At 69.3% G+C, this 18984-nt stretch carries 15 protein-coding genes; 9 read left to right on the top strand and 6 right to left on the bottom strand.

Annotated elements, in window-relative coordinates:
- Window positions 1-40: 40 nt before the first annotated feature.
- Together lpdA and KZC50_RS11335 are read right to left on the bottom strand one after the other, a co-directional pair.
- A complete protein-coding gene (lpdA, locus tag KZC50_RS11340) occupies window positions 41-1414 on the bottom strand; it encodes a dihydrolipoyl dehydrogenase (RefSeq protein ID WP_301132254.1) in 1374 nt (457 codons plus the stop codon).
- The gene (locus tag KZC50_RS11335; protein ID WP_310891749.1) at window positions 1411-2886 is read right to left on the bottom strand and encodes a leucyl aminopeptidase; all 1476 of its coding nucleotides are present in this window, start codon (window positions 2884-2886) and stop codon (window positions 1411-1413) included. Before KZC50_RS11335 ends, lpdA begins: the two co-directional genes overlap by 4 nt.
- 87 nt (window positions 2887-2973) lie before the next feature.
- On the opposite strand from KZC50_RS11335, the gene KZC50_RS11330 reads away from it, so the two are divergent.
- The 4 genes from KZC50_RS11330 (at window position 2974) to murJ (ending at window position 7737) form a co-directional block, all read left to right on the top strand.
- Complete coding sequence (locus KZC50_RS11330; protein ID WP_310891748.1) at window positions 2974-3891, top strand: proteasome assembly chaperone family protein; 918 nt, start codon at window positions 2974-2976, stop codon at window positions 3889-3891.
- A 222-nt stretch (window positions 3892-4113) separates the two neighbouring features.
- Window positions 4114-5424, top strand: a complete 1311-nt coding sequence (locus KZC50_RS11325; RefSeq protein WP_372461360.1) for an RNA polymerase sigma factor — start codon at window positions 4114-4116, stop codon at window positions 5422-5424.
- Window positions 5421-6116 (top strand): coenzyme F420-0:L-glutamate ligase, encoded by a 696-nt coding sequence (locus tag KZC50_RS11320; RefSeq protein ID WP_301132257.1) that lies wholly within the window; start codon window positions 5421-5423, stop codon window positions 6114-6116. The genes KZC50_RS11325 and KZC50_RS11320 overlap by 4 nt, the downstream gene beginning before the upstream one ends.
- A 31-nt stretch (window positions 6117-6147) precedes the next feature.
- On the top strand, window positions 6148-7737 hold the full coding sequence (gene murJ / locus KZC50_RS11315; RefSeq protein ID WP_301132258.1) for a murein biosynthesis integral membrane protein MurJ: 1590 nt from the start codon (window positions 6148-6150) through the stop codon (window positions 7735-7737).
- A 1-nt stretch (window position 7738) separates the two neighbouring features.
- Here the strand turns inward: murJ and KZC50_RS11310 are convergent, their stop codons facing one another.
- Window positions 7739-8773 (bottom strand): sugar-transfer associated ATP-grasp domain-containing protein, encoded by a 1035-nt coding sequence (locus KZC50_RS11310; protein ID WP_053548671.1) that lies wholly within the window; start codon window positions 8771-8773, stop codon window positions 7739-7741.
- A gap of 75 nt (window positions 8774-8848) precedes the next feature.
- Between KZC50_RS11310 and KZC50_RS11305 the strand changes: the two genes are divergently transcribed.
- From KZC50_RS11305 to KZC50_RS11295, 3 genes are read left to right on the top strand one after another with little or no spacing between them, the layout of a single operon-like run.
- Entirely contained in the window at window positions 8849-9877 is a 1029-nt protein-coding gene (locus KZC50_RS11305; RefSeq protein ID WP_301132260.1) for a sugar-transfer associated ATP-grasp domain-containing protein, read from the top strand.
- A complete protein-coding gene (locus KZC50_RS11300) occupies window positions 9874-10542 on the top strand; it encodes an alanine racemase C-terminal domain-containing protein (protein WP_310891747.1) in 669 nt (222 codons plus the stop codon). The genes KZC50_RS11305 and KZC50_RS11300 overlap by 4 nt, the downstream gene beginning before the upstream one ends.
- Window positions 10539-11603 carry an alanine racemase gene (locus KZC50_RS11295; protein WP_310891746.1) on the top strand — a complete coding sequence of 355 codons (1065 nt, stop codon included), beginning with the start codon at window positions 10539-10541 and terminating at the stop codon, window positions 11601-11603. Before KZC50_RS11300 ends, KZC50_RS11295 begins: the two co-directional genes overlap by 4 nt.
- 53 nt (window positions 11604-11656) lie before the next feature.
- On the opposite strand, the gene KZC50_RS11290 is transcribed toward KZC50_RS11295, so the two are convergent.
- Window positions 11657-11881, bottom strand: coding sequence for a DUF7455 domain-containing protein (locus KZC50_RS11290; RefSeq protein WP_053548674.1), 225 nt, complete (start codon window positions 11879-11881; stop codon window positions 11657-11659).
- Window positions 11882-12046: 165 nt separating this feature from the next.
- On the opposite strand from KZC50_RS11290, the gene KZC50_RS11285 reads away from it, so the two are divergent.
- On the top strand, window positions 12047-14122 hold the full coding sequence (locus tag KZC50_RS11285) for a DNA gyrase/topoisomerase IV subunit B (RefSeq protein WP_310891918.1): 2076 nt from the start codon (window positions 12047-12049) through the stop codon (window positions 14120-14122).
- 28 nt (window positions 14123-14150) lie between these two features.
- Here the strand turns inward: KZC50_RS11285 and KZC50_RS11280 are convergent, their stop codons facing one another.
- Window positions 14151-16604: a DNA gyrase/topoisomerase IV subunit A gene (locus KZC50_RS11280; protein WP_053548676.1), complete on the bottom strand. Its 2454-nt coding sequence runs from the start codon at window positions 16602-16604 to the stop codon at window positions 14151-14153.
- 66 nt (window positions 16605-16670) lie between these two features.
- Between KZC50_RS11280 and KZC50_RS11275 the strand changes: the two genes are divergently transcribed.
- Window positions 16671-17780: an alkaline phosphatase family protein gene (locus tag KZC50_RS11275; RefSeq protein WP_310891745.1), complete on the top strand. Its 1110-nt coding sequence runs from the start codon at window positions 16671-16673 to the stop codon at window positions 17778-17780.
- A 3-nt stretch (window positions 17781-17783) separates the two neighbouring features.
- On the opposite strand, the gene sepH is transcribed toward KZC50_RS11275, so the two are convergent.
- Window positions 17784-18815: a septation protein SepH gene (gene sepH, locus KZC50_RS11270; RefSeq protein WP_310891744.1), complete on the bottom strand. Its 1032-nt coding sequence runs from the start codon at window positions 18813-18815 to the stop codon at window positions 17784-17786.
- Between the last annotated feature and the right edge of the window lie 169 nt (window positions 18816-18984).

Here is an 18984-nt window from a genome sequence, read left to right as displayed (position 1 = left end):
ATGTCGTTCTTAGCTTAGTGATGGGTTGGCGCCGGAATGGTCAGAGCGCGTGCAGGGGTTTTCCGGCGAGGGCGAGGAAGGCCTCGCCCAGCGCTTCGCTCTGGGTGGGGTGGGCGTGCACGAACGGAGCGATGTCCTCGGGGTGGGCCTCCCAGCCGACGGCGAGCTGCCCCTCGCTGATGAGCTCTCCCACGCGGTCTCCGACGAGGTGGACACCGACGATCGGCCCGTCCACCATCCGGACGACCTTCGCGACGCCGGCTGTGCCGATGATCTCGCTCTTGGCGTTCCCCGCGAGGTTGTACTCGTACGCGGCGACGCGGTCTCGTCCGTGCGCGTCGACCGCCTGCGCCTCGGTGAGGCCGACGGAGGCGATCTCGGGGTGGGAGTAGGTCACGCGGGGGATCTGCGTCTCGGGGACGATGACGGGATCGAGGCCCGCGATCTCCTCGGCGACGAAGACGCCCTGCTGGAAGGAGCGGTGCGCGAGCTGGAGCCCGGGGACGATGTCTCCGACGGCCCAGACGTGCGCGGCATCCGTCCGCAGGCGATCGTCGGTGACGACGAAGCCGCGGTCGAGGGCGACCCCGGCCTCCTCCAGCCCCAGACCGGCGGTGGCGGGCCCGCGACCGACTGCGACGAGGAGGTAGTCGGCGGTGAGCGACGTCCCGTTCTCGAGGCGCACCGAGACCTCATCGGGCGAGGCGTCTACGCCCGCGACGCGCACGCCGAGATGCGACACGATCCCGCGCTTGCGGAATGCACGCTCCAGACCCTTCCTGAGGGCGGGATCCTCGTTGGGGACGAGGTGGTCCAGCGCCTCCACGATGACGACCTCGACGCCGAGGGAGCGCCACAGCGAGGCGAACTCGACACCGATGACGCCGCCACCGAGGACGATCACGCGACGCGGCACTTCCGGAAGCTCGAGCGCGGTCTCGCTCGTGAGGATCCGTCCCCCGACCTCGACACCGGGAAGCGTGCGCGAGTACGAGCCGGTCGCGACGATGACATCGGTCCCGCGGTAGATGTCGTCTCCGACCGCGACCGCCGGACCGGAGACGAGCGTTCCCTCGCCCGCGACGACCGTGATTCCGCGCGCCGACAGCAGGCCCTGCAGACCCTGATACTTCTTGGCGACGATCCCTTCCCGATAGGCACGCATCCGGTCGGGGTCGAGACCCTGCACCTCGGCGATGACGCCGACGGATGCCGCATCCCGCGCGACGTCGGCGACCTCCGCGACGTGCAGCAGCGCCTTGGTCGGGACGCACCCGCGGTGCAGGCACGTCCCCCCGACCTTGTCCTTCTCGATGAGGGCGACGGAGCGTCCGAGCTCGGACAGCCGGATCGCGGCGGCGTAGCCTCCGCTGCCACCGCCGAGCACGACCGCGTCGAAGACGTGCTCGCTCATCGGGCGGCCTCCGCTTCGATCAGCCGGATGATGCTGCGCACGCTCGCCCCGGTGGCGCCCTTGTCGGTGAAGCCGTGGCCGCCGCCCTTGTGCATGCCGACGCCCGCGATGTCGAGGTGCACCCACGGGATCCGACGCGACTCGTCGCCCTCGCCGACGGTTCCGACGAAGTGACGGAGGAACAGTCCCGCGAAGAGCGATCCGCCGGCGGGGTCGCCGACCTTGGCGTTCTGGAGGTCGGCGATCGGGGAGTCGAGCTCCTCGACCATGTGATCGGGCAGGGGGAGTGCCCACGCGGGCTCACCTTCATCGGCGGCCGCGTCGAGGAACGACGCGACCGCGTCATCCTCGCCCATGACCCCGATGTGGCGATTGCCCAGCGCGATCGTGATCGCACCAGTGAGGGTGGCCACGTCGACGAGGAGGTCGGGGTGCTCACGGCTGGCTGCGACGAGCCCGTCCGCGAGCACGAGGCGTCCCTCGGCATCCGTGTTGAGGACCTCGACGGTCGTGCCGTCGAGCATGCGCAAGACGTCGCCGGGCCGTGTCGCGCGCCCGGACGGCATGTTCTCCGCCAGACACAGCCACGCACTCACCCGCACCGGCAGCTGAAGCTGGGCCGCCGCACGCACCACGGCCAGCGCGGTGGCGGCGCCGCACATGTCGTACTTCATCCCCACCATCGAGGCGGGGGGTTTCAACGAGAGACCGCCGGTGTCGAACGTGATGCCCTTTCCGACGACGGCGACGTGGCGCGTCGCGTCCGCGGGCGCGTAGTCGACCCGCACGAGTCGGGGGGGACGGTCCGAGCCTCGGCCCACACCCAGGATTCCGCCGTATCCACCGTCCTCGAGGGCGACCTCGTCGAGCACGTCGACGGTCACGTCGAGCCCCTGGAGCAGATCGCCCGACCGCTCGGCGACATCGGCCGGTCCGAGACGGTCGGCGGGGATCGAGACGAGGTCCTTGACCACGGCCACCGCTCCGGCGAGAGCCTCGGCGCGGGCGAGGGCCGCGGCGTCCTCGGGTGCGGACGTGTGGACGCTGACGCGAGACGCGCGGGGCTTCGGCGCCTCGCTCTTGTAGCCGTCGAATCGGTAGCCGCCGAGCCCCGCCCCTTCGGCGATCGCCGGCCAGATCTCCGGGGCGGCGGCCGGGGCGTGCACGGCGACGTGCGCGAAACCGACGAGCTGACGGATGCCGCTGCCCGCCGCCTCCCTCAGCGCGGACGCCCCCGGTGCGGGCCCGGTTCCGACGACGGCGACGGGGAGGGGACCGAGCGTCGGCACGTACACGCGCTGGAACGCGCCCTTCGCGCCGGTGAACCCGACCGCCTCGAGGGCGTCGGACAGACCGGGCCACTGATCGGCGTCCGGGGTCCAGCTCGACGACGGCGGCAGGAGGAGAAGGACCGCATCGGCGTCCGTGTCTCGAACGGGAGTGGATCGGTGCGCGACGACGGGAAACGACATGCGCTCCATCCTAGGTACCCCGACGTGTTCGCCCTCAGCGGCAGGCCGACAGCCCCTCGGGCGCACGTCGGCTCGTAGCATGGAGCCATGCCGTTGAACGCACCCCTGTACGAGCGATCGGCCTCCGCCCCGCCCGTCCCCCGCGGGATCCCTCTCGTGATCGCCCTCACCGGCTTCACGGACGCCGGCAATGCGGTGAGCCGTCTGGTGCAGTACTTCCGAGACGAGGCGAACCCCGTGCCGATGGTGCAGTTCACCAACGACGTGCTTCTGGACTATCGCGCGCGACGCCCCATCATCACGTTCGACCGCGATCACCTGTCGGAGTTCCGGATGCCCCGACTGGAGCTCTCGCTCGCACACGACGCCCTCGGCACGCCCTTCCTCCTCCTCGCCGGATACGAGCCGGACTTCGCGTGGGACGCGTTCGCCGACGCCGTCGTCGCCCTCGCCGACGAGTACGGCGCGTCCACCGTGACCTGGGTGCACGCCATCCCGATGCCGGTACCCCACACGCGGCCGATCGGCACGACGGTGAGCGGCACGCGCACCGAACTCACGAAAGCCCACTCGGTCTGGCAACCGCAGACGCAGGTGCCGTCGACGGCAGGCCATCTTCTCGAGTATCGGTTCGCGGCGACGGGCGCACGCGTGTCGGGGTTCGTCCTGCTCGTCCCGCACTACCTCGGCGACACCGACTACCCGGCGGCGGCCCTCGCGGCACTGGACAGCCTCACCGTCGCCACCGGCCTGATGTTCGCGGGGGAGGACCTCCGCGACGAGAACAAGGAGTATCTGTCGAAGGTCGAGGACCAGGTCGAGGGCAGCGACGAACTGTCGCGGATGGTCCACACGCTCGAAGAACGCTACGACGCGTACATGGCCGGGGCGACGCAGGCGACGCCGATGATCCACACAGGCGATCTGCCGAGCGCGGACGAGCTCGCCGCGGAGTTGGAGCGCTTCCTCGCCACGCGGCCGCCGGATGACGACAGGCGCGGCTGACGCCGGGGAATGCCGGTCCGCGCCGAGGCGTTGGGAGAAGAGCGCCCCGCCAGCCGCTTCGTGCGGATGCGCGCGGTGAGTATGAGACAATTGGAGTTCTCGACCCATTGTCACCCCGCGTGCAGGCCCGTCCTTCACATCTCGGGGACTTGACAAGGGTCTTACTAGTGTCCGAAATCTCCCGGAGGGCATCGCCCGACGCGCTCCGGTGAAAGGCGAAACGTGACCTCAGGGACGAAGACCACAGCGGCCCCGACCGCAGCGACGGACACGGAGCTGGACGAGGCCGAGAAGGTGACGACGACCCCGAAGGCGTCGCCCAAGAAGCGTGCCGCGTCCACGGCGACCAAGAAGAAGGCGGCGCCGAAGAAGGCGGCCGCGGCGGAAGAGCCGGAAGAGGACGACGAGGTCGACGATGACGTCGAGATCGACGCCGACGACGACAGCTCCGACGACGACGCCTCGGACGACACTGCGGCGAAGAAGAAGTCCGACGGTGACGACGACGACGAGAGCAACACCAAGCCCGCCGCCGCCGAACCTCTGCCCACCGGGGCCATCGTCATCTCGACCAGCGATGAGGACGACATCCCCGTCTACTCGACGCAGATCACCGGCGCCACCGCGGACCCGGTCAAGGACTATCTGAAGCAGATCGGCAAGGTGCCTCTGCTCAACGCGGCCGAAGAGGTCGAGCTTGCGATGCGCATCGAGGCGGGCCTGTTCGCCGAGGAGAAGCTGTCGCAGATGTCGGCGGCCGAGAAGTCGTCGCAGCTCGGACTCGACCTGCAGTGGGTGGCCCGTGACGGCCAGCGCGCCAAGAGCCACCTGCTCGGCGCGAACCTCCGCTTGGTCGTGTCGCTCGCCAAGCGCTACACCGGCCGTGGCATGCAGTTCCTCGATCTGATCCAGGAAGGCAACCTGGGCCTCATCCGTGCCGTCGAGAAGTTCGACTACACCAAGGGGTTCAAGTTCTCGACCTACGCGACGTGGTGGATCCGGCAGGCGATCACCCGGGCGATGGCGGACCAGGCGCGGACGATCCGCATCCCCGTCCACATGGTCGAGGTCATCAACAAGCTGGCCCGCGTCCAGCGCCAGATGCTCCAGGACCTGGGTCGTGAGCCCACCCCGGAAGAACTCTCCCGCGAGCTGGACATGACCCCCGAGAAGGTCATCGAGGTGCAGAAGTACGGCCGTGAGCCGATCTCGCTGCACACCCCCCTCGGCGAGGACGGCGACAGCGAGTTCGGTGACCTCATCGAGGACACCGAGGCGGTGGTCCCGGCCGATGCCGTCGGATTCACGATGCTCCAGCGCCAGCTCGAGTCGCTGCTCGACTCCCTGTCGGAGCGCGAGGCGGGCGTGATCCGCATGCGCTTCGGCCTCGGAGACGGTCAGCCCAAGACCCTCGACCAGATCGGCGACACGTTCGGGGTCACCCGCGAGCGGATCCGCCAGATCGAGTCGAAGACCATGGCCAAGCTCCGGCATCCGTCACGGTCGCAGTCGTTGCGGGATTACCTCGAGTGAGCGAGGCGAACGACGGCAAGGCGCTGACGGTCGCGCTCGAGGGCGCGTCCTTCTCGCGCATCCCGATCCGCACACGGGTCGTGATGCCGGGTGATGATCTGGACGCCTTCATCCGCGAGTACGCGGCTGATCAGGTGCAAGCGGGGGATCTGCTCTTCGTGACGGAGAAGATCGTCGCGATCACGCAGGGGCGGTCCTACCTCGTCGAGGAGATCCAGCCGCGCCGTCTCGCGCTTTTCCTGTCCAAGTACGTCACCCGCACGCCCTACGGCATCGGTCTCGGTATGCCCGAGACGATGGAAATGGCGCTGCGCGAGTGCGGGACTCCCCGCATCCTCCTCGCCGCCGCCGTCTCCGCAGTGACGAAGGCGTTCGGGCGGAAGGGCGACTTCTACCGGATCGCCGGCGACAAGGCCCGCGCCATCGACGGCCCCACCAGCGGCACCATCCCGCCCTACAACAAGGCCGTGGTCCTCGGCCCCGAACGGCCCCGCGAAGTGGCGCAGCGCCTCAAGGCGCTTCTCGGATCCGTCTGCGAGGTCGCCGTCGTCGACATCAACGACCTCGGCGGGAACATCCTCGGCTCGACCGTGGACAAAGCGACCGAGCGTCGCCTGCTGGCGATCCTCAAGGACAACCCCCTCGGCCAGGGCCACCAGTCCACGCCGCTGGGTATCGTCCGCACCGCCTGACCGTCCCGATCGCCGCACTCCCACCTCCACGATGAACCTCGCACGTGCGACCTCCCTCATCGCCGCAGGCACGCTCGCCTCGCGTCTGACCGGACTCGTCCGCACGGTCGTACTGGTCAGCGCCATCGGCGTGTACGCGGCCGGTGACGCCTTCTACGTCGCCAACCAGCTGCCGAACACCGTGCTCACGCTCATCTCCACGGGCCTGTTGACCGGTGTGATCGTCCCCCGGGTGGTCGCGGTGAGCGCCCAGGCGGACGGCGGCCGCGTGTTCCTGCCGAAGCTCCTCACGGCCGGGGCGAGCATCCTGATGCTCGCGACGGTCGTGTCGATGCTGCTCGCGCCGTGGCTCATCTGGGTGCTCGCGAACGGCTTCTCCGACGAGCAGCGCGCGCTCTCCACCGCATTCGCCTACTGGTGCCTCCCGCAGATCTTCTTCTACGGCATGTTCGCGCTCATGGGGGAGAGCTTGAACGCACGGCGCATCTTCGCGCCATACGCGTGGGCACCGGTGCTGAACAACATCGTGTCGATCATCGGCTTCGGTGCCTTCATCGTCGTCTTCGGCAGCGATCGGAGCGATCTGGTCGGGTGGACCCCCACCGCGGTCGCGCTGATCGGCGGGACGGCGACGCTGGGGATCGTGGTGCAGGCCGTCGTCCTCGCGATCGTCTGGCGCCGATCCGGCATCCCGCTGAAGCCCGACTTCCGCTGGCGCGGCGTCGGATTCGGAGGCATGGGGGCCCTCGCCTCCTGGACCTTCGGCATGGTCCTGGTGACCCTCTTCGCCGGGATCGTCCAGGTGCGGGCGATGTCCGAGGCCTCCGGCGACAACGTCTCGGTCACCGTCTGGGGGAACGCCTGGCTGGTGTACATGGTGCCGTACGCCCTGATCGTCCTGTCGATCGGAACGCCCTACTTCACCCGGATCGCCGAGCACGCCGCCGCCCAGCGCGACGTCGCCCTCCGGGAGGACATCTCCGCAGCCATCCGCACCCTCGGGCTCTTCGTCGTGATCGCCGCCGCCGCCCTCATCGCCGCGGCCGTGCCGGCGTCGCGGATCTTCACCAACGCCGCCGCCGACGCCCTCCTCGCCGCACCCGTGCTCGTCGCCTTCCTGTTCGGCCTCATCCCCATGGCCGTCCTGTTCATCATCCAGCGCACGTTCTACGCCTACGGCGACACGCGCACGCCGTTCTTCTTCACCCTCGCCCAGGGAATCCTCGTCGTCGCGCTGACGATCACCGCGGTCGCCACCGTGCCGCGCGAGCACCTGACGGCGTCGGTCGCGGCGGTGCAGACCCTCTGCGGGATCATCGAGCTCCTGCTGGCCATCTGGCTGCTTCGCAGGAAGCTCGGGCCGCTCGGACTCCGCCGTCCGACCCTGGCGCTCGTGCGCTTCGTGCTCGCCGCGGTCCCCGCCGGCGCGCTGGGGTTCGGCGTCTACGTGTGGTCCGGAGGCGCGACAGGATGGATGCTTGCGAACGTCTTCGCCGCGGCGGCGGGGACCTTCCTCATCTGCGCGGTGAGCGCGCTGGTCTATCTCGGCATCCTCGCCGTCCTCCGCACCCCCGAGCTCGCGACGGCGATCGGCATGGTGCGGTCGCGGTTCTCCCGCTGAGTCAGCCCCGTCGGTCCAGGACGCCGGCGCCGACCGCATCGCGGTAGCGCGAGAGCAGGCCGGTGCGGATCCCCGAGACACTCGGCTTCATCTGGAAGACGCTGGAATTGTGGTTCGCCTCGATGAGCGCGGGACCGGACGGTGTGATGGCGACGTCCCATCCGACATACGGCACGGACGGCAGGCGCCGAGCGGCCTGCTCGACCATCGCGAGCGCCTCGGCGTAGAAGGGCACGGCGAAGCCGGCGATCTCCACCCCGGTCACCGGGTGCCGCTCGAAGACCTGGGAGTTCTTGTCCACGCCCGCCCACCGGGCCACGCCCTGGTCGTCCAGCATCGTGAACATTCCACCACCGGCGAAGTTGTCGACGACGCCGCCGTTCCCGATGCGCAGCACCGAGGCGATGACGTGGAAGGTGTCATCGGGTGCGCGGTACGTGATGATCCGCAGCGTGTTCACGCTCCCGCCGTAGAGCTCGGACAGGCGCTCGTGCTGAGGCAGGATCTCTTCGACGAGCGTGCCGCCCTCGTCGATCAACCGCGCTCGCCAGGCGGCGACATCCGTGATCTCGGACGCGTCGAACGCAGAGATACCTCGTCCACCCTCGCCGCGGGCGGGCTTGACGAGGACTCGGGGATGCCGCTCGAGGAACGTCGAGACGTCCTCGACCGTGGCATCCTCCACATCGATCCACTCCCGACCGACCATGTCGGCGAAGTCGCGGTAGAACCGCGGCTTGTCACCGAGCAAGGCGGCGGAGTCCGGTCCGTTGAGGGTGTTGTTCAGCCGGATGGCCTTGGGATGGGTCATCCACGTCGCGCGTTCCCGGCGGTTCAGTGTGCGGACATCCCACACCGCGTAGTCGCGGAAACCCATCTCATAGCGCACCGAGCACCAGAGCATGTCGGCGACGATCACGGGTAGCGGTGCCCGCGACACGCGCTGCGACTGACGTGCGAACTCCGTCACGTTTCCGAGGTTCAGGCGCCGAGCCCGCTGGAGCAGATAGCGCACGCGCAGGGAGACCTGTGACACCTCCTCACGCTAACACAGCGCCCTCCGCCGTCTTCGGAGGACGATCGGCCGCACCCTCGTATAATCAGACCTTCTATGGACATCTCGCTGAAAGCCCGCGCGGGCTACCTCTTCAAGCGCGCCACCGCGTTCCGTCCGAGTCGCGTGTGGGGCTTCGCGCGGCAGATCTCTCGAGAGCAGGGTCGGTGGGCGGTGCCCGTGTTCGTCGACATGCTGTGGTCTGCGGCTTTCCGCGACACCGCGTACATCGACTATTACGAGGCCGACTTCGCGCTCCTCAACCGACGCGAGCGCGCGACGTTCATGACCTCGCTCCTGCAGCACCACCTGGCCAACGCCCTGAACGACCGCGAGGTCGCGAAGACGCTGGAGGACAAGATCCGCTTCAACCGCGCATTCGAGTCGTTCCTCGGACGCGAGTGGCTCGCCCTGGAGGAGACGGATGCCGCCGGCCTGCGCGAGTTCGCGCAGCGGCACCCGGTGATCATCGCGAAAGTCCCGGTCAGCCGCGAGGGCAAGGGCGTGTTCCGATACGACACCGCCGAGGTCGAGGACTGGGATGCCTTCCGCTCGGAGCTGGTCGAGAAGGGGCAGATCCTCATCGAGCAGCCGATCGTGCAGCATCCGTACCTGTCCTCCTACTGCGCCGGGACGGTCAACACGACGCGGATCACGACCTACTTCGACGGTGAGCGGGTCCACCCACTCGTGATGGTGCAGAAGTTCGGCCGCGGGGCCGTCAGCGACCAGTTCACCTGGGGCGGGTTCTTCACGATGCTCGACGACGACGGCCATTCGGTCGGCCCCGGTCACACTGGCAAGCACAAGAGCCGTTACGTCGAGCACCCCGACTCGCACATGTCGATCGTGGACTTCGCCGTCCCGCTCTGGGATCAGGTGCTCGACCTCGTCGATCGCGCCGCCCGACAGATCCCCGCGGTTCCGTACGTGGGGTGGGATGTCGCCGTGGGCCCGGACGGCCCCGTCCTGATCGAGGGCAACTGGACTCCCGGCCTGTACGAGACGAGGGTCAGCGCCACCGGTATCCGTGAAGGATCGCGCCCTCGACACGAGCGCGCCATGGGGCCTGCGCTGCGCCGATGAGCCCCGTCGCACGGATCCGGATCGACGCGCTCCGCGACAACGTCCGGCGAGCGCCCCTCGCCGACGCTGTTCTGGATCTTCGGTGGGATGCGTGGGGACACGGTGCCGCGTCGGTCTCGACCGCGTTGCGTCCCCTGGGACTGCAGGCGGTGCGCGCCGACCCCGCTACCGTCGCCGACCTCGCCGAGCTCGGCATCCGCGTCGTCGACGCACGCGAGCGCGAGGATGATCTCGTGGATGCCCGGCGACTGTACGGACTCACGGGCACCACGACGCCCGTGATGCGGATGAGCGGTACCGTCCTCGGCACCAAGACCCTGCGACGTGGCGAGGGCGTGTCCTACGGGTACCGGTACCGGGCGCCCGAGGACACCCGGATCGCACTCGTCTCCGGGGGCTACGGACAGGGACTCGTCCGCGCGCTCGGCGGCGTTGCGGAGGTGAGCATCGCGGGACGGGCGTGCCCCATCCTCGGGCGTGTGGCAATGGACGTCTGCGTGGTCGACATCGGCGACGCCGCCGTCACGCGCGGCGAAACCGTGTGGTTCTTCGGAGACGAGACCGAGGGACACCCATCCCTGAGGGAGTGGAGCCGGGTGACCGGTATGGACGTCGCAGAGCTGACCGCCGCGGTGGGCGCCCACGCCCGGAGGATCATCGAATGACCGCGCGCCTCATCGTCGACCTCCACGCGCTGGACACCAACATCCGCCGCGTCCAGACGCGCCTGGCTCCCGCGGAGCTCATGCTCGTCGTAAAGAACGACGCATACGGGCATGGGATCTCCCGCGTCGTGCCGCGCGCGCTGGCGCTCGGCGTGTCCTGGTTCGGCGCGTTCGATGTCGCCACCGCCGCAGCGGTCCGACGCGCCGCCGGGGACGGTCCTCGCATCTTCGTCTGGCTGGTACCCGGCCGACGGGAGATCGGTGACGCTCTCACGCTGGACGCCGACGTCGGCGTCGGAGATGCAGACGTCCTCGAGGATGTCGCGGCGGTCTCCGCCGCCCGATCCCAGCGAGCCCGCGTCCACCTCAAGATCGACACCGGCCTGCACCGCAACGGCATCCGCCCGGAAGAGTGGGCCGACGCCGTCGGGCGCGCGCGTTCCCTTCAGGATGCAGGGCTCATCGAGGTCGTCGGCATCTGGAGTCACATCGCCGAGGCTTCCGACGACGAAGACGACGCCGCACGGGCGGCATTCGATCACGCCGTCGAGGTTGCGCGGGCGGCCGGCCTCACGCCCGCCCTTCGACACCTCGCGGCCAGCGCGGCCGGCACCACGAGGCCGGAGTTCCGCTACGAGATGACGCGCGTGGGCGCCTTCTGCTACGGCATCGCACCCGCGGGCGGGCCCTCCGCGGCCGACCTGGGTCTGACACCGATCGGCACGCTCACGGCCTCCGTGATCGCCGTCGAGGGGAACGACGCGATCATCGACATCGGCGTCTTCGACGGACTGCCGTCGCCTCTCGCCGGCCGGGCGGATGTAGCGACCCCGGGAGGCGCGCGGCGCCTTCTGGCCGTGGGGGAGCAGTCCCGCGTAGAGGGGTGGCCGGGAATGGGCCCAGGGGATGACGTCGTCATCTACGGCACCGGCTCGCAGGGCGACCCGACGTCGACGGATCTCGCCGAGGCCCTCGACACGATCGGCGAAGAGATCGCCGTGCGACTCTCGCCGGCTGTGCGGCGCGAATACGACGACGCCCGATCTGCTCTGCAGAGCTGATCGGGCGTCGGACCGAGCTCCCCGCGTCAGTGAGGCGGGGAGCTCGCGTGTCGTCAGACGGCTTCGTGGAGCCGCGCGGTCTCGTCATGCCAGGAGGTCGCGACGGCGCGGAGCTTCTCTTCGTACTTGCGCCCGTGGTGGGCGCAGAAGAGCAGCTCGCTGCCGTTGACCTCCGCGGCGATGTAGGCCTGCGCGCCGCAGGAGTCGCAACGGTCCGCGGCGGTGAGGCGGTGCTCGAGGACGGTACCGGGCTCGGTCGGGGTCGAAAGCGTGTTCATCTCAGTGCCTCCTCGTGCAATAAGTCGATCGTCGAGTCTCTGAATCCAACCACGGGATTGTTTCGAGAATGCCGCGCAGCGGTCACATTTCGCTGAGCGCGTACGGTGGGCCGCCGTTGATGCGTGTCGACCCCGAGCCCGGTGGGGCGGCGGATAATCTAGACGATTGTGACCTCCGAGTACTCCGCCCACCACCTCCAGGTGCTCGAAGGCCTCGAGGCCGTCCGCAAGCGCCCCGGTATGTACATCGGTTCGACCGATTCCCGCGGCCTGATGCACTGCGTGTGGGAGATCATCGACAACGCCGTCGACGAGGCCCTCGGCGGCCACGGCGACAAGATCGAGATCATCCTCCACGCGGACGGGAGCGTCGAGGTCCGTGACCGCGCCCGGGGCATCCCGGTGGACGTCGAGCCGCGCACCGGCCTCACCGGCGTGGAGGTCGTATTCACGAAGCTGCACGCCGGCGGCAAGTTCGGAGGAGGGTCCTACGCGGCCTCGGGTGGACTCCACGGTGTCGGTGCCTCGGTGGTCAACGCGCTGTCCGAGCGCCTCGACGTCGAGGTGGACCGCGGCGGCAAGACCCACGCGATGTCGTTCCACCGCGGCGAACCCGGCATCTTCGCAGGACCTCAACCGGACTCGCCCTTCTCACCGTTCGAGAAGTCCTCGGAGCTGCGGGTCGTCGGCAAAGCACCCCGGGGCGTCACGGGTACCCGCATCCGGTACTGGGCCGACCGCCAGATCTTCACGAGGGATGCCGCCTTCGTCCTGGACGAACTCGAGCAGCGTGCCCGACAGACCGCCTTCCTCGTGCCGGGACTCGAGATCCTGATCGTCGACGAGCGGGGCGACGAACGCATCGAGACGAGCTACCGATACGACGGCGGCCTCTCGGAGTTCACCGACTTCCTCGCCCCCGACCCCGCGGTCACCGACACGTGGCGACTGCAGGGCGAAGGCCGCTTCACGGAGACCGTGCCCGTCCTGCAGCCCTCCGGAGCGATGGTCCCCACCGAGGTGGAGCGCACGTGCATCGTCGACGTGGCCCTCCGCTGGGGGACGGGGTACGACACGGTCACGCGATCGTTCGTGAACATCATCGCCACCCCCAAGGGCGGCACGCACCAGGCCGGATTCGAGCAGGGCCTGATGAAAGTCATCCGTGATCAGGTCGCTCATAACGCTCGGCGTCTGAAGGTGGGTGCGGGCGAGAAGCTGGAGAAGGACGACATCCTTGCCGGGGTGACCGCCGTCCTCACCGTGAGCTTCCCCGAGCCGCAGTTCGAGGGACAGACCAAGGAGATCCTCGGGACCCCGGCCATTCGCGCGATCGTCTCCAGCGTGGTGGGCAAGGAGCTCGCGGCGCGGTTCTCCTCGACCAAGCGCGACGACAAGGCTCAGACGGCCCTGGTCCTCGACAAGGTCGTGTCGGAGATGAAGGCACGCATCTCCGCGCGGACGCACAAGGAGACCCAGCGCCGGAAGAACGCGCTCGAATCCTCGTCGCTGCCCGCGAAGCTCGCGGACTGCCGGACGAGCGACGTGGACCAGACGGAGCTTTTCATCGTCGAGGGCGACTCCGCGCTCGGGACGGCCAAGCACGCCCGCAACAGCGAATATCAGGCGCTGCTGCCGATCCGGGGGAAGATCCTCAACGTGCAGAAGGCGTCGGTCAGTGACATGCTCTCCAACGCCGAGTGCGCTGCCATCATCCAGACCATCGGCGCGGGATCCGGCCGCTCATTCGACCTCGACGCGGCGCGCTACGGCAAGATCATTCTCATGAGCGACGCCGACGTCGACGGCGCACATATCCGCACCCTCCTGCTGACCCTGTTCTTCCGCTACATGCGTCCCCTCATCGAAGCGGGCCGCGTCTACGCCGCCGTTCCGCCGCTCCACCGCGTGATCGTGATGAATCCCGGCTCGAAGCCGAACGAAACGATCTACACGTACTCGGAGAAGGAACTGCACACCCTGCTGGCGCGTCTGCAGAAGTCCGGCAAGCGCTGGCACGACCCCATCCAGCGGTACAAGGGCCTCGGCGAGATGGATGCCGATCAGCTCGCGACGACGACGATGGATCGCAACGGGCGAACGCTGCGGCGGGTCCGCGTCGAGGACGCCGAAGCCGCGATGAACGTCTTCGAGCTGCTCATGGGCTCCGAGGTCGCGCCGCGACGCGACTTCATCGTCTCTTCGGCGGACCGCCTGGATCGAGAGGCGATCGACGCCTGATCGCCGCGCGCGACGATCAGGCGCGGTCTCAGAGAGCGGCCGTCCCGACAGCGGCGATGACCGCGTCGAGCGGCTGCCCCGAGGCGTCACGCTTCGCGCCCACGTCGGGGAGCGCGCGCACGGCCCCGTCCGCCGCGACCGCACGCGGATCCACTCCGACCCACGCCAGGGTGAGCGCGTCCTCGCCGCGAAGGAATCGCTGGGCCCGGACACCTCCGGTCGCCCGGCCCTTGGCCGGGAACTCCGAGTACAGCGACACCTTGCCGCTGCCGGCATCCGTGCCCGGCAAGGCGGTCGTCGTCCCCGCGATGGTGACCACAACGGCCTCTTCGGTCGAGGAGAGAGCGGTGAAGGAGATGACACGAGCGCCGTCGCCCAACCGGATCCCCGCCATCCCGCCCGCTGCTCGGCCCTGGGGGCGGACCGACGCCGCGTCGAAGCGGAGCAGTTGGGCGTCGGACGTGACGAAGACGAGGTCCGTACCATCGGCCGCGGGCGCGGCTCCGACGACCGCGTCGCCGGGCTTCAGCGAGATGATCTCCACGTCCGGCTTGCCGGCGATCTCGTCGGCCGCGACGCGCTTGACCACCCCGTCGCGGGTGCCGAGAGCGATGACCGGGTCGGCGACAAGAGGCACGACGGCGACGACGTGCTCGCCCGAGGGCAGGCCGATGTACTGGTCCGCGCGGACCCCGGCGGCCATCTGGATCGAGTTCCCGGGTACCGACGGCAGGTCGACGGGGGAGAAGCGCACCAGTCGCCCGGACGACGTGACCGCGCCCAGATCACCCCTGGTAGTGGTGTCGACCGCACTCCGGATCGCATCGTGCTTCGATCGACGGGCCGGAGGGATGATGCCGCCGTTCGGCGCGTCGGCGATCAACTCGGCGCGCACCATCCGACCCGTCGCGGAGAAGAACACCCGACAGGGCGCGTCGGCGATCTGCAGATCGGCCGGTGCCGCGGCCCGCGACCGCGAGGGCACCGGTCCACCGTTGAGGAGCAGCGTCCGCCGCGGTGTGCCGTAGGCCTCGGCGGCGGCCTCGAGCTCGCGCGCGACCTGTGCCCGGAGCAACCGATCACTCGCCAGCAGCTCTTCGAGCGCCGCGATCTCCGCCTTCAATTCGTCACGTTCAGCTTCCAGCTCGATGCGTGAGAACCGGGTGAGGCGACGCAGCTGCAGTTCGAGGATGTAATCGGCCTGGAGCGTCGAGAGGTCGAAGACGTCCATCAGACGCTGACGCGCCTGCGCGGTGTCATCGGAGCCGCGGATGAGCTGGATGACCTCGTCGATGTCGAGGATCGCGATCAGCAGACCCTCGACGAGGTGGAGGCGGGCCTGACGTTTGGCGAGTCGGAAGCGACTGCGTCGGGTGACGACCTGAATCCGGTGGTCGAGATACACCCGGAGGAGATCCTTGAGACCGAGCGTCTGCGGCTGCCCGTCGACGAGCGCGACGTTGTTGATGCCGAAGGAGTCCTCCAGCGGCGTGAGGCGGTAGAGCTGCTCCAGGACGGCGTTCGGGTCGAACCCGGTCTTCACCCCGATCACCAGGCGGAGTCCGTGGTTGCGGTCCGTGAGGTCGGTCACATCGGCGATGCCGGTGAGCTTCTTCGCCCCCACGGCATCCTTGATCTTCTCGATGACGCGCTCGGGTCCGACCATGTAGGGCAGCTCCGTCACCACGAGCCCGGTGCGTCGCGGACCGAGGGACTCCACCGACACCTTGGCCCTCGTGCGGAAGCTCCCGCGTCCCCCGGCGTAGGCGTCCTTGATGCCGTCGACCCCGAGGATCACGCCGCCGCCCGGGAGGTCGGGGCCGGGGACGAACTCCATCAGCTCGTCCAACGTGGCGTGCGGGTTCTCGAGCAGGTGGATGGCGGCGGCGACCACCTCGATGAGGTTGTGCGGCGCCATGTTCGTGGCCATCCCCACGGCGATCCCCGTCGTGCCGTTCACGAGGAGATTGGGGAACGCCGCAGGCAGAACCTCGGGCTGCTGGAACTGCCCGTCGTAGTTGGGGATGAAGTCCACGACGTCCTCGTCGAGGTTCTCCGTCAGCGCCAGCGCGGCGGGAGCGAGGCGCGCCTCCGTGTAGCGGGCCGCCGCGGGGCCGTCATCGAGGGATCCGAAGTTGCCGTGTCCGTCGACGAGGGGCACCCGGAGGGCGAATCCCTGCGCCAGTCGCACCAGGGCGTCGTAGATCGCGGAGTCTCCATGCGGGTGCAGCTTGCCCATGACCTCGCCCACGACGCGGGCGCTCTTGACGTGGCCGCGATCGGGTCGCAGGCCCATGTCGGCCATCTGGTAGAGGATGCGGCGCTGCACGGGCTTCAAACCGTCGCGCGCGTCGGGGAGCGCGCGCGAATAGATGACCGAGTAGGCGTACTCGAGGAACGATCCCTGCATCTCGGCCGAGACATCGACGTCCTCGATGCGGCTGAGGTCGGGCGGCGGCGAATCGGTGCGGGATGCGGGCATGACAGAAGGCCTCGGGTCTCGGGCGTAAGAACGGGGCCGCGTCACGCGTGTGCGAGACTGGCCCGGATGTCCCTCAGCCTACCCGCGGACCCCTCTTCGGCCCGGAGCCTCACCGATGTCGCACGGGAAGCCATGGCCGCCCTGGGCGGGCGTTCGCAATGGTTCGGTCCGGCCACCAGCACCATCGTCTTCGTCATCGACGGCCTCGGCGCCGCGAACCTCGCGGCACGTTCCGGGCACGCGCGCTTCCTCTGGGCGCACCGCGGGAAGAAGGATGTCGCACGCTCGGTGTTCCCGTCGACGACGGCGGCGGCCCTGACGAGCCTGCTCACCGGAACCGCGCCGGGGCATCACGGGATCGTCGGCTACCGCGCCCGCGTCCCCGAGACGGGAATCGTCGCCAACCAGCTGCGCGGATGGGAGGCGGGGGAGTTGCCCGCCGGCTGGCAGCGCGCCGAGCCCCTCACCGCGACCCGGCGGAGCTTCGTCGTCACCCGACCGGAGTACGTCGGAAGCGGATTCACCCATGCCACCGTCGGCGGTGCGGACGTCGAAGCGGTGAGCGACCTCGAGGAGCGGGCGGCACGAGCAGCCGAGCTCGCGGCGCGGCATCCCGGTTCCTTCGTCTACCTCTACGCACCGGACCTGGATGCGATCGGACACAAGCACGGCTGGGAGTCGGACGCGTGGACGGCGGCGTTGGAGCGTGTCGACGCCGTGGTCCGCGATCTCGCTCGGGACATCACACCGACCACCGGACTGATCGTCACCGCCGATCACGGCATGGTCGACGTCCCGCGACACCGCCACGTGCTTCTCGGGGAGGGCGACGAGCTGCTCCGCGACGTCCAGGACATCGGCGGCGAGCCCCGGATGCTGCACCTCTACACCGCGCCCGGCACCACTGCGGATGTGGCCCGGCGCTGGCGCGACGCCGAGTCGAGCCGCGCATGGGTGATGACCCGGGACGAGGCGATCGCTACCGGACTGTTCGGCCCCGTGGACGCCGCGGTCGCGCCTCGGATCGGTGATGTCCTCGTGGCCGCGCGCTCCGCGATCGCGTACTACGACGATCGCGTCGAAGACAAGGCACCCCAGAGGATGGTGGGCCAGCACGGCTCGCTCACCCCGGAGGAGCGGATCGTTCCTCTGGTCAGGCTGGGCGCCTTCGCCTGAAGCTCACTCCTCGGAACGTGCTCCGAAGACGATCTCGTCCCAGGACGGCATGGAGGTGCGCCCCTTGCGCCGCCCGCCCTCGGCGACCGCGGGCGGGGCCTGCTCGCGCGGCGCCTCGGGCTCGACATCCTCGTCCGTCTGTTCGTACCCGGGCTCGAGGGCGTCGAAAAGAGCCACGGGAGCGTGCGGTCGAGGCGACTCTTCCTCCTCCGCGGCGGGCAACGGCTCGCGCTGGCCGCGGCGTCGCCGGAGGGCCTCGAGCAGGTCGGCTGTCTCGGCCGAGGTGAGCGCGGGCTCATCGGCTCTCTTGATCGCCGCTTTGGACACCGCGGGCGCGACGGGAGTGGGCAGCTCGGGCGACGCGATCGACGCGTCGAGGTGCCGAGGTCCGAATGCGCCGCTGTCGAACTTCGAATCGTCCGCCGACGCCTGCGCCGTCTCCAGCGCCCGCAGTCGCGGAATGAGCCCTTCCGGCAGCGGACCCTGACGCGAGAGCTGAATGGCATCCGCGTTGAGGGGCGAGAGCGTGCTGCGCCGCGGGTCGAAGCCCCAGCGTGCGTCGTGGTCGATCTCGGCGGCCGTGAACTCCAGCTTCACCACCCAGCCGGTCGGCTCTTTCCAGCTCGTCCACCGCTCGCGGGACGCACTGACCTCCGCGAGCTTCGCGCGCACGGCGGCACCGAACGTCGTGTTCGCGTCCCCGTCGAAATCATTGCCGAGCAGAACCGGAACGGCGAGCGCCTGTCCGACGACGTGTTCGCGTTCCGCGAGCACGGGCCCTTCGAAGCGGGCGACATCCTCGACCCGCGCACCGAGCAGCTCGGCCACCTCCGCCGCGCTGAGACCGGCGCGGATGTGCGACTGGATCTCGCGAGGACTGGGGCGGGGCGTACCCGCATCGGGGTCGCGTTCGCGCCGGGCGCGACGCACCTCCGCGCGCAGCACATCGTCGATGGCGAGAGAGAAGCGGTCGCCCGACTCGTTCGCCAGGACGATGCGATCGTCCTCCGTGGCGATCACCTTGAGCTGTTCCATGCGGAAGCCCCTCCGATCAGAGTGTCGGTCCATGCTGACACGCACTTCCGGGGGGCCCGGGAATATCCTGCGCGCGCCGCGAGTTTGATCGGTTCGCAGCATCCGCCGGCGAGCGGCCCGCATTTGCGAATCGGACCGTGGTCATGCAAACTATGGCCGCCCGTCAGGG

It is taken from the genome of Microbacterium aurantiacum, assembly GCF_031625015.1.
In the GTDB taxonomy this organism is placed as follows: Bacteria; Actinomycetota; Actinomycetes; order Actinomycetales; family Microbacteriaceae; genus Microbacterium; species Microbacterium aurantiacum.
Note: the sequence above shows the minus strand (reverse complement) of the source record. Positions and strands in the feature narration are given on the sequence as shown.